Origin of the sequence: Streptomyces sp. SID14478 (genome assembly GCF_010548525.1) — a bacterium.
Classification (GTDB): Bacteria; Actinomycetota; Actinomycetes; order Streptomycetales; family Streptomycetaceae; genus Streptomyces.
This window is the reverse complement of the sequence record NZ_JAAGMG010000209.1, coordinates 1-14,296: the sequence shown is the minus strand read 5'-3', so window position 1 is coordinate 14,296 and position 14,296 is coordinate 1. Positions and strand designations below refer to the sequence as shown.

Here is a 14,296-nt window from a genome sequence, read left to right as displayed (position 1 = left end):
GTGGTCGGAGTGACCGTCCAGACCGGTGAGCACGGCGTGCGGCCGGACGCACCAGGGGCCCTTACGGGTTCACTGGCCCTGATCGGCAGGTCCGACGCCGAAGGCCATGCGCTGCTCAGCCGGCACGCCGCTGTCCGTCTTTTCGCTGTAGATGGACGGCTTACCGAAGAATACGCCGCCGTCCTCGAACTGCATTTCCGGGGCAGCCTCCCCGTCCATATCCACGGCCCATCCTTCAGGAAGGCCGAAGTAGAAATATGTCGACTGCTTCCCGGTTTTCGGGTCGAGGCTGACGACTGAGGCAGGAGCCGCATCATCCGATCCGAATCTTGTGGCCAGGACGCGATTGCCACTCATTCGTAGCGGATACATCCTCTGGTCGTGCCCCGCGTCGAATTTCAGGCCGGCCTTACCTGTTTTCAAGTCGAAGGAGACTACCCAGTTCGCCGCATCATCGACATCCTCAAGGTTCACACCACTCGTGACAAACGCCTGCCCTCCGCCGATCACCACTCCCCAGCATTCACCCACGACGTCATCGCTGCATTTGACTTGATAGCGATCACCCTCCAGCCGGATAGTGGCCTGGTACTTCCCGCGAGAATCAAGCGAGATCAGGTCCGTCATCTTCATGTCGTCACCAGCACCTACGGCGAGCACAACCGGGCTGCTCGAAACAATGTTGGCGAGGTCGACTCCCCTTGCGAGGCGGTAAGTCCACGTAGTTTTTCCGGTGCGCAGATCCAACGCCTGAACCTGAAAACTAAGCTCGCCACCAGGGGCCACGCCGTAACAGTTATGCAACACCAAGAGGGTTCTACCGCCGGTGAATCCAGCGATTTTGCAGTTCTTCATCGGGTCGAGGCGCCACAACTTCTGCCCGTTCCGCATGTCATAGCCAACGGCGCCGTCGCCCCAGGAAGTGGCCACCACCCCCTTGGCCATGGTCAATGCGGTCGGGATCAGTTCATCAAACTTCTGCCTCGGAACCGTGGTCTGCCACAGCTTCTTACCCGAGTCGAGGTCGATCATCGCAAGCTGGTCGCAGCGATTCCCATTCTTCTTGTCCTTGAGGATCATGGCAGTTCGCCCGTCCACGGTGACATCGTCCGTGGTCCAGCAGACAGTGCCAGTCAAGGAAAGCTTCCACAGCACCGAGGCGGTCTTCACGGAGTCCTTCGCCTCGACCGCGAAGAGATCGCTCCCCTTCCCCTTGATCAAGGCCTTCTTCGTCACCCACAGGCCGGGAGTCTGCTCGGTCTTCCCGGGCAACACGGTGTTGGTCGACATGTCTGCCAACATGTGCCCAGCGGCTGGGGAGCCTCCAGGCAGCTTCTCGACCGTCTCCCTGATGTCATCGGGGGATTGCGCAGCGGCTCGCTGTCCGATGGCGTCGGACGGCTTGTGCGCTCCAGGGTCCGACCATGCAAACCAGGCCCCACCCGCAAGCACGATCACCAGCACGAGAAGCGCGCCGAGTCGCCTGCGGCTTCGGCGGCGCCGATGTACTTCCGCAACCTGCTGCGATTGAGTGAACGGGGAAGGCGGCGGCCCGAATGCCATGGCTTTTGTACCCTCTCTGAATCCCGGGTCTGGTGTGCCATTCCTTCTGGACACAAGCGAAGGGTGGGCGCTTTGCACGCCCACCCTGTCGACCTCGACTGCCTCTTCCTACTGGAAGTAGCTGGCCGCCTTCTTGTCGCCGGCCATGTAGTCACCACCAGAGGTGTGCACGACGTGGCCGATGCCCGTCAGTGCCGTGTGAATCTCACCGGCTTCCTTGTCCCACTTCTGGAGCTTCCCGTGGAAACCGGCCTGGGCGTCACCCTCCCAGTACTCCTGGCTCCGCACCACCAGCTGCCGGAGCTCCGCCAGATCCTGCTCGAGCGCCTTGGCCTCGTTGCCGATCGTGGTGGCTGCCATGTCCAGCGCGTCGTACTTGACTGCCAAGCCATCCGCGTTGTTGGTGCCCATAACTCTTACCTCGTCTCACTCAATGTGTCGGCCAGTCCGAATATGCCGGGTGTTCTTGAGACCGGCAGACCTACATGTTGTAGAACGCGGAAGACTTGTCCGCCGTGTACTTGTCGCCCGTGGTGTCACCGTCGTGCAGGCTGATGCGGTTCATGGACGCACGCACGTCGTCTTCCTTGGCGTCCTTGAGGTTGCGCGTCTGCGTCATGGCCTCGATGACACCGGCCAGGATGTTGCCGATCGCCTTAAGGGACTCGTTGATCTCGACCTGCTTCTTGTCGAAGGCAGATCGACCGATGCCCTGCCACTGCCCCTCGAGGCTGTCGATCAGACCCTGCAGTCGGTGAGCACGCTTGCCGATGGCTTCGTACTTCTCCGACATCTGCCTCTGGAGCGCGACTACCGCGGCATCTTCAAGCTTCTGAGAGCCAGCCATTGTGTGCCCTGCCCTTCCTTGGGTTGTCTGAGATCCAACTGCTTTGGTTCAACCCGCTTGAGGCCGAACCGCTCCCCCGTGGCCCGCCCAAGTAGCGCAGGGACCCCACGGTTGAAAGTCTCATTGGTTACGTCGCGCCCGCAACACCGCGAACCCGCCGCCCCCGATCACGATCACCGCCGCAACAGCACCAAGCGCAATCCACAACGTGTTGCTGTCACTTGAGGACTTCGCTTCCGATCCTGCCGCTGAAGTCGCTCCACCAGAAGAGGACGTAGAGGCTTGTGACGAGCCTGATGCAGAAGCGGAAGGAGCCGCGTCCGACTGCGAACTGGCCGTCGTCGTCTTCTCATTGGTGATCGGGTCGACGTCGGCGGCGCCAGGATTCCCCTTGCCGTCAAGCACGTTCTGCGACGCCCGGACCACGCCGTAGCCCAAGTAGTTGCTCGGCTTGTTCTTCGGCCAGTCGCGGGCGGCCGTGTCGATCAGAACGCGGAGTACCTGGTTCGCGGTCCAGTCGGGGTGAGCCGACCAGATCAGGGCGGCGGAGGCCGAGGCGTAGGCCGAGGAGAAACTCGTTCCCTGCCCCTTGCAGAACGAGGTGAACGAGGTATCGCAGTAGTACGGAACATCGAGCCCCGGAGCGGCAAGGTCGACGTAGTCACCGTGCTCGGAGAAGTCTCCGACGTGACCGGACTCGTCCAGCGACGAGACACCGACCACGCCGGGGTAGGCGGCCGGATAGCCCACGAAGTTCTTGGTCTTCGCGTCATTACCGACACCCGCAAAAAGCAACTTGCCCTTCGCATAGGCGTACTTGATGGCCGCCTTCTCGTCAGGGGTCGTGTAGTCGCTGGTGAACGACATGTTGATGATCTTCGCGTCGCTGTCCGCCGCCGCACGGATTGCCTCCGCCGATTCCGGCGTACGCTTCCGCTCCGCTTTGTCCTTCAGGTCCCCCAGAAGGATGCGATACGGAAGGATCTTGGCGCCGGGAGCGACGCCCTGCAGACCTCCGCCCTTGCCCGTACCCGCGATCGTCTCCGCCACTGAAGTGCCGTGGCCGTCATAGTCCTGCGTCGCGTGATAGCCGACGTCGCCCTTCACCTCGTCGGCGAGAACCTGCCCTTTGAGGGCAGGCGTTTCAGCGTTGACACCGCTGTCGATGACAGCGACCTTGACGCCCGCGCCGGTACTCACCTTCCACATCTGCTCGGCACGCATGTCGTCCAGGTACCACTGCTGGGCCCGGCCGCTGTCGGCAATGGCCACCGGAGCCAGGCCGGCAGACAGACCGGTCATGGCCGCCAGCACAGCACCGACAACAGTGAAGCGTCTTGCGGTGCGTCCCGCAGCGCACACTGTCATCGTTCCACGATGGCCGATTCCTGACTTCATGCTGATGTACGTCCTCGCTGGGGGCTCAGTTGATCACTGGCGGCACATCGCGCCGCTGGTTGCCGGGCAGGTGGGTCTCCGGGTCCTCGACCAGATAGTCCGGGCGTTGCGAGGCCTCCGCCTCGTCGTCCTCCGAACGGTTCTGCTGGCCTTGTGGTCCGCGAACCAGACCCGAGCCCCCCGCCGAGAATCCACCGCGCCCTGCACGCCCGGCTGCGTTCCTGGCCGCGGGCCTTCCGGTCACCGCTTCCGAAGCCCCTTGGACCCGTCGGCCTCCGGCCGACGACTTCGCGCCCGTGGTTTCCGCGTTGGGCGCGCCCAGCACACCCCGCTGGCCGATGCGACCGGCTCCGGAGCGTGCGTTCGCCGACGGCTCGCCACCCACGACAGTGCCGCGCGGTACTCGCGATCCGTTCTTCCCGACGTTGCCGGTCGTCGTGCTCGGCTTGCCACCGACCACACCATTGCGGTTCGCGCCCGCTCCCGAACCACTGCCGCGCCCCGCTGCGGAAGAAGTCGGTCGCGCCGTGCCCCCTGTGATGCCACGGCCCGGCGCGCCCCCAGGTCGGCCGCTCGCCTGACCCGACGAAGTCGCGCGCCCCATGGGGCTGTTGGTCGTGCCACGACTCGTAGACGAAGTACCACCCGAAGTGGGTGTCCGCATCTGAGCCGGGGTGGACGTCTTGCCGCCACCGGTTCCGTAGGCCGTGGGCATCGCGCGCGACGTCATGGGGTTGGTGTAACCCGTCGCGAACGGCGCCGGCGTGTTGGTCGGCCCGTTGCTGGGGCCGGTCGCCAAGGGAGGTGAACTGACCGGGGTCTCGGACGTCGGCGGAGGGAGCGTCCCCACACTGTCGATCTCCGTCCCGACCGATCGATCGGGGTACGTGATCGAAGCGGGGACGTCCTTCGCCTCCGGCGTCGAGGCGTGGTGCGACACGTGATCGACAACGGGCGAGTGCGGCTGCGCCGAGATCGCACTCGCGTGACCCGCCGGTGACACTTCCGAGCCGGTGCCGTCTCCGGTGGCGCCGCCGACCCTCTGCCGTGAAGGCTGGGGCACCCCCACATTGGGCATGGCCTCAAACGTCGGCTCGCTCTGCTGAAGCTGGTTGAGCCCCTGCGCCGACACCGAGTAGAAGGACGCCAACCGGTTGATCTGGTTGATGGCCTCCTGGCGGTCCTTCTCCACCCTCTTGGCCTCGGTGTACTTGGGGTTGGAATCCGTCTGCGCCGGCATCGCGAAGGCTTCGGGCTTCTTCCGCTCGAAGGGCGAGCGCGTGTCCCGCTCCTTCGGCATGGAACTCTTGACCGAGGCGAGGCCGCCCGCGGCGGCCGAGACCTGGACGCCGGCGAGTTCGGCGTACGAGGCCAACTGCTCCGTCGTGCCCGCCAGGCCCTTGCCCCACGTCTCGAACGACGTGCCGGACTGGCCCTTCCAGTCCTCGCTCGCGTGCGTGATGTTCTGGCGCAGCTCCTCGGCCGCGTCGTTGATCGCCTTGCTGGCCCTCCACAGAGCGTGTCCGGCTTCCTCGAGATGACTCGGCTTCGTGCCTTCGAGGAGGTCGAGCATGGTGTTGAGGTCCTGGTCCTCGTAGTCCGATGCCTTGGCACCGTACTGATAGGCACGACCCGGCTTGCCGCCGAACATGCCGTGCATGACGTTGTTCATGGCCTGCGCCACGTTCGTCACGGCTACTTGGCCGCTGGTCAGCTCTTGCGGCGAACCGAGGTCCTCGACGGTGGGCAGCGTCTGTGGATCCTGCGACCCGCCGGTGCCCGGATGCTGCTTGTCACCACTCATCAGAGGTTCCCCTTGATGTCGACGTCCTTCTCCTCGCCGCGCGGCTGAGCAGGATGGTCGCTCTGCTTCTTGCGGGCGGCAACGGCTTCGGCCTCACGGTCGACCTTCGTCTGGATCTCCCAGAAGCGGCGCCGCTGTTCGTCTTCCAGATTGTCGAAGCCGATCTCCGCGCCATGCGCGGCGATCCCCATGGCTTCGATCTGGAGGGACAACATCTTGGAGAGCTCGGTGATCCTGCCGTGGACCGTCTCGTACTCCTTGTGCAGGCTCACCGCTTCGTGGAACGACGTCGCACTCGTGACCGCGTCCTGCGTGAACGTCTGATGCCCGACCTTGGACGAGCTTCCGTCCGACCCCTCGAAGTCCTGAAGGATCTTGTCGACGCGCTGCTTGAAGGTCTTCAGAACCCCCGCGCCGACCTTCAGGTCAGCTGCCGCTGCCGTCGACACACCGCCGCCGTCCGCCGGAATCACGACGCGTCCTCCCCGTTTTCCCCGTAGTCCCACTCGGCCCGCGGCCTGACCGACCCGCCGCGTGACCGCAAAACAGTCGCGCCTTACGGCGCTCTTACCACTGTAGTCATCCGGCACATCCGCTCCAACTGAGCTATGCATTAACTCAGTCACGAACCCGCATCCACCGGTCACCAAGTTGCCCACCTTGGACCGATTTTGCCCACATGCCCCATGGGTAACTCGCACAGAATGTCCGTAGAGCGGGAATCGCCCCGTTCCCTCTCCATCAAACGTTCACGCCTGTCTCAGCGCGCTTCCGATGCGCTGAGGCAGTGGAGATCAGGCTGGTCAACACCGGGAGAGGCGGTCGGTGTTGACCAGGCTCGACCCCACCGAGTCGCCTGGTTCCGGCAGCCGGTGGCCCGCGGCTCTGCTGAGGCCGAGCGGGTCGGCGTTCCAGCGGGCCCGCGGCCCGACGCGTCAGCTCTTCGCCGGGGAACCCGTCTTGTCGGCCTCGGCGTCGAAGTTGATCCGGTCGCCCTTCACCGAGGTGACCTTGATGTTCACACCCAAGGTGCTGCCGTCGGAGGCCGTCAGCGTGCAGCGCGTCGTGGTGCCGACCTTGCCCTCGAGGTCCTCGGGGCAGGACATGTCCGGCTTCGGCTGTCCCGCCTGAGAAGCGAGCTTCTCCGCGACCGTGTCGGCGAGCTTTTCCTTCGACATCTTCGGATCGGAATTGCCTACGCTGACCGAAGCCGAGCAGCCGACGAGCAGCGTGCCTGCGGCTACGGCCGAGACGGCCCGTTGGCGCGGACGGACGAGAATTGGTCATGGTGCGTTCCATTCCAGGTGATCAGGGGGGCGGGCAGGAGCCCGAGGCGTACTAGAGGCTTGGCGGAACGCTCAGCGCAGGGCGCACTCAGGAGGCGCACGGGGCGGCGCTTCGCTCAAAACCAGGCACATCCTTTTACTTCATGGGCTCTGCGCGACATCAACGAAGGATCTTCACCAAGTGCGATCGCCGGCACGATGCCGAAGTCGGGCTCAGTTCACAGGAGCACACGGCATCCGCAATAATCTCGAGCCATGGAGCAGCTGGTTGGGATCTTGGTGAAGGTCCTCTTGTTCGTGTTCGTTGCAGGAATGTTCACCTTGGTCATCAGGGCATTCGTACGCAGCAACCAGGCGGACAAGAGAACCCGGAGAGAGTGGGCGGAGCTCGAACAGGTCGCCGCGGAGCGCGGCTGGGCGCACGAACGGCGTGCGGCCGGACGGGCCACCGAGTACTGCGGTGTGGGCCCCATGCCGGGCAGCGGCTCCAACCTGACGGCCTGGCACTACATCACCGGGGAGTTCCGTGGCCGTTCGTTCAAGTGCTTCGAGTACCGGTACTCGAACCCGGCCTCCGGCAGCGGCCAGGCCGGAGAGAGCAAGAAGCTCACGATCGAGTCGATGATCCTCGTCTCGGCTCCCGGCTCGGCACCGTACCTGAATCTGAGGCGGCCCGGAAAGTTCGACAGGGTGATGGGCCGAGGGCCCAGGAAACTGCTCGGTGTTCCGGAATTCGACGACAAGTTCCGATTCGACACGCATGACGAGGATTTCGCCAGGCGCGTGCTGAGCGACGACTTCCGGGCCTTTCTTCTGTCCGATCAGCGGGCTCGGAACAATCCCCTTCGCGTCCGTGACGACGAGCTGTTCACCTGGTACACCGGGACCCTTTCGCCGCAGACCCTGGAGGAGCGGCTCGACTATCTCTGCGACGTGCTCGACCGGATTCCCACACAGGTCTGGGCATCTGCCTGAGAAAGCTCGTCCGGCGGCGGCCGGTGGCTAACCGGCCTGCGGCGCGGAATCCTCACCCGGGCCCACCGTGCGCAGGAATTGCTTGTAGTCATCGATGACTTCACCGATCTGGTTCTGTTTCGCGGTAAGGACGATCTCGATCACAGCGCGCTGAGCGGGGTTCCATACGTCCTCGAGGCCGAGATACACCTGGCTCTGGCACAGCTCGACGGGCTCCCCCCGCAACGTGGTCGAGAGGACCAAGTCCTGTACGATTCCAGGGGAATCCGTGAGCCCGGGAAGGTCCGGTGTTCCGATCTCGGTCTTCTTGAGGACGCGCACCGACCCGCCCTGCTCCAGGCGTGGCACCGACTCGGCCGCGATCTGCGCGATGGTGGCGCCGTCGTTGCGCATCTCGCCGGAGAGGGTGATGTTCGCCGTGAACCCGTCGTCGATGGATGCGGGATGCAGGGCGACGAACGCCACGTTCGGCGCCCCCACCTCGTCGGGTGGAGCCGCCTGCCAACCGTCCGGCAGGGCAAAGGAAATCTTGACCGGCAACGAGGCTGCCATGGTGGATCCCATCCTTACGGTGAACGCCGGCTCGGGCCGGGACAGACGCTAGAGCCAGCTGCCGACGGTACTGTCCCAGGCGTCGCCCGCGGCATCGGCACCGTCGCCGAGCGCATCGGCCAGTTTGCCGGGGTCGACGGTGACATTGAATCCGACCTTGCCGCCGACGCCCAACCCGGCTCCGACGTCTCCGCCGATGGTGAACTTGCCGTCCTTCATGCCCATGTCGGCGTGGGCCTCGGCGCCCACACCGGCCCAGGCCTCGCCGTTGACACCGGCGCCGACTCCGGCGACGTCGGCGGAGGCCGAACCGGTCGCCTTGGCTCCGGCAAACGCCTCCGCACCGGCGTGCACACCGTCTTTGCCGGCCGAGAGTTTCGCGCCCGCGTCCGCTCCCACAAAGGCCTTCGCCTCGCCCTGCGCCCCGACGTAGCCGTACTCCAGACCCCCCTCGGCCGACGCCTGGGCGAGGTACGCGGAGCCTGAAACGCCGGCCTGGAACTGCCCGTTGGTGACACTGGCACCGATCGAACCGTCCACACCCAGCGTCTGGACGCCGGCCGCGTACTTGTACTTGGTGTCGCCCCACTTGCCATCGCCGTCGATGCCGTCCGACCACACGCTGGCCTTGCCGGACCATTCGGCGAGCTTGATGCTCCACTCGCCCTTCCTGCCACCGGGTCCAGGTTCCTCGTCGGTTCCGGCCGCGGATTTGTCCCTCAGGTACCAAGAGCCGTCCTCGCCCTTGCCCCATTCCTGTTCCCTGTGGCGCGGGTTGTCATCGGTGCCGAACCAGGACTTCTTCTCCTTGGCCCATGCCTCGGGCGCGATGGCGCTCTTGCCGACCCCGTGGTCCTCCGCCCATTTCTTGGTGTCGACCCCGCTCCGGATGCCCACCAGCCAACTCGGGGCGTCCTTGGCGTCGCCGGCGAGGCCGTGAAGCTTCTTGGTGAGCTTCTCGGCCTCTTCCTTGAGCTGCTTGCGCGCGCCGCTCAGCAGATGTTCGGCGCCTTCGTGGTCGCCCTTCTTCCAGTTCGCGATCGCAGTGGTGGCCTGGCCCTGCGCCCAGGTCAACGTGGTGGCGTACGCGTAGACCGCCTTGGCCGCGCCGGACATCGCGTCGCCGGCGTAGTACCAGTTGGTCTTCTCCTTGCCCAACGTGGGCCAGAAGGCGTCGCTGGCCTGGCCGACCCAGCCCTTGATGCGCAGGGCACGGAGGCCGTCGCCGATCTTCTCGAACTTGTCCGCCCACTTGTTGAGCTCGGTCTCGATGTCGCCGAGCTTGCCCGCTTCACCCGGGATGAGGTCCTTCGGGTCGTCGGTCGACCCGAGCGTGGCTCCCATGAGTGCGCAATCCCCGTTCTGGTTCCTGTATCTGAGCCCGGATCAGTTCCGTCAGGCCAACGCCTTCTTGACGGACCTCACCGCGTCACGGATCGCCTCGTCCGTGTCCTCGAAGTCCCCATTGGCCTGGGCGAGTCCGTCGGCCAGGCTCGCCGCGCAGTCGGCCAGGAATTCGGCCCCCGACTCCCACGTCGCGCAGAACGTCACCAGCGCCGCGGCCGAATCGTCGTTCCCGATCTTGGTGGCCAGGTCGCCCGCGTCGCCCAGGTCCACTTTCTTGACCGGCTTCAGGATTTCGACCATGTCCTTGGCGCCCTGCCTCAGGACTCCTGGCCCCACTCCGAGTTCACCGGCCAAGGAGGCTCTCCCTCTGTCAACTTTGCCTGTACGCAGGCCTAATGGCGCCGTCGGCAGGGAAGCTACCACCGGGAACGCACCCCTCGATGCCCGCACACCACCCCGGCGCGACACCGCCGTGGTAGCCATCCGAAAGAGGAGAAAGCCTTCTGCACGCCCGTGCTCGGGGGCTGTCAGAAGGCAACCGCAAGGGTGAATTTCGGGGTCCCGCACAGGAGTGGCTCGTTAGTGGTGCATTCCTCGCAGTGAACGTCCTACTCGACGAACAGCCGGTACAGGTGACTGGTGCCATGTACCTGGTATCTGGCTCTGGCGCCAGATATCAGTACCTCCGACAGAGGCCTGTAAAGGAACGCACCATGCAAAGCGAACTGCTCGAACACCGCCTCGCAAGGCGCCAGGACGAGCGCCGCGCCCACATGCTTCTCGGCGCCCTGTTCGCCGCCGCCATGCTGGGTCGAGCGGTGCAGCAGGCCTGGTTCGGGGTCTGGTTCGACTCCGCGTTGGCCGCCGCCGGTTGTGCGCTGAGCCTGGTGGGCCTTGGGCTCGATCGGCGCGGGAACGTCAGGATGGCCGGGGTCGTGTTTGTGAGCGGCCTGGTCCTGCTGGCCCTGCTGGACGGTTACGTTCGGTTCCGTCGGCAGTAGGCGCGCGACGCGGCCCCCGCGGGGAGACGCCGTGTCACACCCCCCGTCCAACCCCCGCCCGCCGACGCCGCGCATCCCGTACCGCCACCGCCGCGCCGCCGAGGCCCGCGACCGCTACCAGGCCGCCGACCAGGACGTAGCTCGCGAGGCGGGAGTTGCGTTCGTCGGCTGTTTCGCCGAAGTGGAGGGGCGGGACCTTGGGGGGCTCGGCCTGGGGGCCTGCCGCCTGGGGGGAGGGGGACTCGACCGGGTGGTCGTCGTCCGTGAGGGCCGCCACCGGGTCGATCACGCCCCAGCCGACGTACTCGTCGGCGCCGGGGATCGAGCGTTCCGCGGTCTGTTCGATCTGGGCGACGATCTGGGCCGCGGACCAGTCGGCGTGCTTCTCCTTGAGGAGGGCTGCCACGCCGGCCACGTACGGGGCCGAGAAGCTCGTGCCGTTGTCGGAGCACTGGCCGCCCTGCGGGACCGTGGAGATCATGTCGACGCCGGGGGCGGCGACGCCGAGCCACTCGCCCGCCTGCGAGAAGGAGGCGCGTTCGTTGTTGCGGTCGGAGGCGGCGACGGCGAGGACGCCGGGGTAGGACGCCGGGTAGGTGCGGCCCGCCTTGCCGCCCAGGCCGTCGTTCCCGGCCGAGGCCACGACGACGATCTTCTTGTTCAGAGCCGCGTCGACCGCCTGCTGGAGCTCGGGCGCGGGTTCGGCGGCGTTTGCCGTGTCCTGGGAGATGTTGATGACGTCGGCGCCCTGGGTGACGGCGTGGTTGATCGCCAGGGCGAGGGTCTCGGCGGTGCCGGTGCCCTCCGCGTCGTTCTGCTTGATCGGGATGATCTTCGCGGCGGGTGCCAGGCCCACGAAGCCGGTGCCCTTGCCCTTGCGGGCGGCGATGATGCCGGCCACGCGCGTGCCATGGCCGACGGTGTCCGTGGTGCCGGACGCGTTGCCCCACTCCTGGTTCGTCTCGCCCTTGATCTTCTTCTTGAGGTAGTTCTTGCCGCTCTTGGCGTCCACGGCGGACGTGAGCTGCGGGTTCTTGATGTCGACGCCCGTGTCGATGACCGCGACCCGTACGTTCTTGCCGGTCGCCTCCTGCCACAGCTCGTCGAGGTTGACGCGCTGCAGTGCCCAGGGGCGGCCCTTGTACGTGGTCTTGCCGAACTCGCACTGGTCGTCCGCGGCCGCCGGGGCCGCCGGCAGCAGGAAGGTGGTCGTCGCCGTCGCGGTCAGGGCCGTCGCCGCCATCACCAGCAGCGTCCTGCGGCTCAAGTGGCCGAAGTGACTCAAGTGGCTTACGTGTCGCATCAGTTGGTCCCCCGTGCGCCCTACGAACCCTGCGGCTGGCGCGCCGCGCCCGACGACAGGGCCGGGCCCGTCGGCAGGAACTTCGACCACTCGACCGGGATGTCGGTTGTCTTCGCCTTCTCGTACCCGAGGCGGGTACGGGCGATCTGGGTCTCCTGGAGGAGCTGCTTGTCGCGCTTCTTGGACTGGTCGACCGCCGTGCCGTTCGCGTCGCCGTCGCTGTTCGACTGGAGTGCGTAGCGCAGGCCCGTGTCCGTCACCAGGAACAGGCCGCCCGAGGTGCCCGTGTTCTGGACCTGCTTGAACAGCTGGCCGGAGCCGGGAGTGACGTACGTGCTGGAGGAGCCGGTGGCCAGCGCGACCGGGAAGTCGTCGCCCGCCCATGTGCTCAGCGTGGTGCGGTTGTTCGCGCCGACGCCGCGCAGGGTGTTGCAGATGACGTTGCGGCCGTTGCCGGTCGCGGCCGCGTCGTTGACGGTCTTTGCCTGCTGCTCGGGCCAGTTCTTGTCGCCGGCGAAGGTGCCGTCGGTGACGATCTGGCCGAGCGCCACCTGCTGGGCCTCGCTGTTCGGGTTCGCCCCGGACAGGTCCTTGCTGGCGAGCAGGAGCTGCGCGGTGAACGGCGTGACCGTCGCGATGCGGTCCGGCAGGACCACGTAGTACTGCACCCCGTTCGTGGCGTTCTTGGTGACGAGCACCTTGCCGACCTTGTTGTTCGCCGCGTCCAGCGAACCGGTGTTGTGCGAGGGGGTGTTCGCGGTGCCGTCGACCGTCGGGAAGGCGACGGGCGTGCCGTCGTGCAGCGTGGCCAGCCACTCGTCGGAGACCTTCTGCGGCGTGTGGCCGAACGCGTCGAGGGCGCGCAGCAGTTGCTGCTTCTGGAGGCTGTCGGTGGCCGACAGCGTGTACTTGGTGCCCTTGGCGTCGACGATGTACTCGGTCTTGGCCTTGTCGTCGGAGACGACGTACATCAGCTCGCCGCCGGTCAGCCGGTCGGTGCTGTCCGTCTTCGCGCGGTCGTTCTTGCCGAGCACGAACGTCGCCTGCTGAACCTCGCCGCCGCTGGTGGGCCGCTCGCACACCATCCAGCGCTTCTGCGCGGAGGCCTCGTCGGAGGAGGGCAGACGGTCGGGGGCGTACGGGATGCCGACGGTGGCGCCGTGCGGGATCTTGCCGCTGTCGAGCACCGACTCCTGGACGGTCATCACGCTGTCCTGGCGGCCGTCGTCGAGGAGGAGCTTGGCGGAGGCCATGTTGAGGACCGGGTGGAGCTGGGCCTGGTCCTTCTTGCCCGTCCGCATGATCACGTAGCGGGTCGTGGACTTGCTCGCCACGATGACGTTCTTGTACGGCTCCTTCCAGCCCTTCGGGGCCGCGGGGCTGAACATCCCGATGCCGCCGAAGACCGCGAGGACCACCACACCGACGATCGTGCCGGGCAGTACCGCCCGCAGCGGCCGCGGCGCGCCCTCCTCGGAGCCCGACGGAGAGGGCTGGAGGAAGGACGCCAAAGTGCGGCGCTTCGCGAAGGTGTAGGCGTTGAGTTCGTCCCGCCGTGATGCCATCTGTGTCCGCTCTCTCCCCGTGCGGAGCCGTGGGGGCGTATTCCCCCGTCTTCGATCGGCTGACGCCCGGCTGTGAAGTGCGGCGGTGGTCGCCGGCGACGCCGTGGCTGTCAGACCCGGCCCCTACTATGCCTGTTACGACGTTGTGCGTGTGGCACGGGTAGGGTGCTGAGGCCTTCCGGGCAGGACTGTGGAGCCTTGTGAGGGACCTTTGGGCATGGGATTTCGGGAGAGTTCGGGGGGTTTGGAGTGATGGCTTCCGCAACGCGGGCTCGATCGCGGTCGCAATCGGGGTCACGATCGGGTGACCGTTCTGGGCAGGGATCTCCTTCCTCTTCACAGATGCCGCACATGCCTCCTGGTCAAGGACATCCGGGGCAGCAGGCACAGCCGTCCAGCGCCTCACCTCATTTGAAGTCGCGCTCCGGCCGTGGCGGCTCGTTCCGTGCGCAGCGGCTCGTGCTGATCGAGCTCGCCGCCGCCCTCGTGGTGTGCGGCTGGGTCGCCGACAACATGGTCGCGATGACCGCCACGGGCGCGGTCGCCGCCGTTCTGCTGCTGCTCGCTCTCGTACGGCGCCGGGGGCGCTCCCTGCCGGAGTGGCTGGGCAGCGTGCTCGCGCTGCGGGCCCGCAGGCGCGGCGCGGCGAGCACGC

14 protein-coding genes and 1 pseudogene are annotated in these 14,296 nt (G+C 66.3%); 3 read left to right on the top strand and 12 right to left on the bottom strand.

Annotated features, from left to right (window positions below; all coding sequences use genetic code 11):
- Positions 1-69 precede the first annotated feature (69 nt).
- From G3I40_RS07450 to G3I40_RS07420, 7 genes are all read right to left on the bottom strand, one after another.
- The gene (locus tag G3I40_RS07450; protein ID WP_164301358.1) at positions 70-1,290 is read right to left on the bottom strand and encodes a PQQ-binding-like beta-propeller repeat protein; all 1,221 of its coding nucleotides are present in this window, start codon (positions 1,288-1,290) and stop codon (positions 70-72) included.
- Positions 1,291-1,671: 381 nt separating this feature from the next.
- Entirely contained in the window at positions 1,672-1,974 is a 303-nt protein-coding gene (locus tag G3I40_RS07445) for a WXG100 family type VII secretion target (protein WP_164301357.1), read from the bottom strand.
- Between the two features lie 70 nt (positions 1,975-2,044).
- Entirely contained in the window at positions 2,045-2,410 is a 366-nt protein-coding gene (locus G3I40_RS07440) for a WXG100 family type VII secretion target (RefSeq protein ID WP_164301356.1), read from the bottom strand.
- Positions 2,411-2,530: 120 nt separating this feature from the next.
- Positions 2,531-3,712, bottom strand: coding sequence for a S8 family serine peptidase (locus tag G3I40_RS07435; protein ID WP_164301380.1), 1,182 nt, complete (start codon positions 3,710-3,712; stop codon positions 2,531-2,533).
- A gap of 121 nt (positions 3,713-3,833) precedes the next feature.
- Positions 3,834-5,612, bottom strand: coding sequence for a hypothetical protein (locus G3I40_RS07430; protein WP_164301355.1), 1,779 nt, complete (start codon positions 5,610-5,612; stop codon positions 3,834-3,836).
- A complete protein-coding gene (locus G3I40_RS07425; protein ID WP_203643604.1) occupies positions 5,612-6,202 on the bottom strand; it encodes a hypothetical protein in 591 nt (196 codons plus the stop codon). Before G3I40_RS07425 ends, G3I40_RS07430 begins: the two co-directional genes overlap by 1 nt.
- Before the next feature lie 345 nt (positions 6,203-6,547).
- Positions 6,548-6,892: a DUF4333 domain-containing protein gene (locus tag G3I40_RS07420; protein ID WP_164301379.1), complete on the bottom strand. Its 345-nt coding sequence runs from the start codon at positions 6,890-6,892 to the stop codon at positions 6,548-6,550.
- A 261-nt stretch (positions 6,893-7,153) separates the two neighbouring features.
- Between G3I40_RS07420 and G3I40_RS07415 the strand changes: the two genes are divergently transcribed.
- A complete protein-coding gene (locus G3I40_RS07415; protein ID WP_164301354.1) occupies positions 7,154-7,873 on the top strand; it encodes a hypothetical protein in 720 nt (239 codons plus the stop codon).
- 27 nt (positions 7,874-7,900) lie between these two features.
- Here G3I40_RS07415 and G3I40_RS07410 read toward each other — a convergent pair whose 3' ends face one another.
- Genes G3I40_RS07410 through G3I40_RS07400 form a run of 3 tightly spaced genes read right to left on the bottom strand, consistent with a single transcriptional unit; the run spans position 7,901 to position 10,126 of the window.
- Positions 7,901-8,425 carry a hypothetical protein gene (locus G3I40_RS07410; protein WP_203643602.1) on the bottom strand — a complete coding sequence of 175 codons (525 nt, stop codon included), beginning with the start codon at positions 8,423-8,425 and terminating at the stop codon, positions 7,901-7,903.
- A gap of 48 nt (positions 8,426-8,473) precedes the next feature.
- Positions 8,474-9,769 (bottom strand): putative T7SS-secreted protein, encoded by a 1,296-nt coding sequence (locus G3I40_RS07405; RefSeq protein ID WP_164301353.1) that lies wholly within the window; start codon positions 9,767-9,769, stop codon positions 8,474-8,476.
- 51 nt (positions 9,770-9,820) lie between these two features.
- Positions 9,821-10,126 (bottom strand): hypothetical protein, encoded by a 306-nt coding sequence (locus G3I40_RS07400; RefSeq protein ID WP_164301352.1) that lies wholly within the window; start codon positions 10,124-10,126, stop codon positions 9,821-9,823.
- 359 nt (positions 10,127-10,485) lie between these two features.
- On the opposite strand from G3I40_RS07400, the gene G3I40_RS07395 reads away from it, so the two are divergent.
- A complete protein-coding gene (locus G3I40_RS07395) occupies positions 10,486-10,773 on the top strand; it encodes a hypothetical protein (RefSeq protein WP_164301351.1) in 288 nt (95 codons plus the stop codon).
- 34 nt (positions 10,774-10,807) lie between these two features.
- On the opposite strand, the gene mycP is transcribed toward G3I40_RS07395, so the two are convergent.
- Positions 10,808-12,016: a type VII secretion-associated serine protease mycosin gene (gene mycP, locus G3I40_RS07390; protein WP_164301377.1), complete on the bottom strand. Its 1,209-nt coding sequence runs from the start codon at positions 12,014-12,016 to the stop codon at positions 10,808-10,810.
- 80 nt (positions 12,017-12,096) lie between these two features.
- The gene (gene eccB, locus G3I40_RS07385) at positions 12,097-13,641 is read right to left on the bottom strand and encodes a type VII secretion protein EccB (protein WP_164301350.1); all 1,545 of its coding nucleotides are present in this window, start codon (positions 13,639-13,641) and stop codon (positions 12,097-12,099) included.
- Positions 13,642-13,992: 351 nt separating this feature from the next.
- Between eccB and G3I40_RS07380 the strand changes: the two are divergent.
- A pseudogene (locus G3I40_RS07380) lies at positions 13,993-14,296 on the top strand (type VII secretion protein EccE); the annotation flags it as partial.

Bases quoted from the DNA above. Each gene is read 5' to 3' on its own strand.
- G3I40_RS07435 (WP_164301380.1), bottom strand. From the start codon at position 3,712: ATGACCGGTCTGTCTGCCGGCCTGGCTCCGGTGGCCATTGCCGACAGC.
- G3I40_RS07430 (WP_164301355.1), bottom strand. From the start codon at position 5,612: ATGAGTGGTGACAAGCAGCATCCGGGCACCGGCGGGTCGCAGGATCCA.
- eccB (WP_164301350.1), bottom strand. From the start codon at position 13,641: ATGGCATCACGGCGGGACGAACTCAACGCCTACACCTTCGCGAAGCGC.
- mycP (WP_164301377.1), bottom strand. From the start codon at position 12,016: ATGGCGGCGACGGCCCTGACCGCGACGGCGACGACCACCTTCCTGCTG.
- G3I40_RS07410 (WP_203643602.1), bottom strand. From the start codon at position 8,425: ATGGCAGCCTCGTTGCCGGTCAAGATTTCCTTTGCCCTGCCGGACGGT.
- G3I40_RS07405 (WP_164301353.1), bottom strand. From the start codon at position 9,769: ATGGGAGCCACGCTCGGGTCGACCGACGACCCGAAGGACCTCATCCCG.
- G3I40_RS07440 (WP_164301356.1), bottom strand. From the start codon at position 2,410: ATGGCTGGCTCTCAGAAGCTTGAAGATGCCGCGGTAGTCGCGCTCCAG.
- G3I40_RS07445 (WP_164301357.1), bottom strand. From the start codon at position 1,974: ATGGGCACCAACAACGCGGATGGCTTGGCAGTCAAGTACGACGCGCTG.
- G3I40_RS07450 (WP_164301358.1), bottom strand. From the start codon at position 1,290: ATGTCGACCAACACCGTGTTGCCCGGGAAGACCGAGCAGACTCCCGGC.
- G3I40_RS07415 (WP_164301354.1), top strand. From the start codon at position 7,154: ATGGAGCAGCTGGTTGGGATCTTGGTGAAGGTCCTCTTGTTCGTGTTC.
- G3I40_RS07395 (WP_164301351.1), top strand. From the start codon at position 10,486: ATGCAAAGCGAACTGCTCGAACACCGCCTCGCAAGGCGCCAGGACGAG.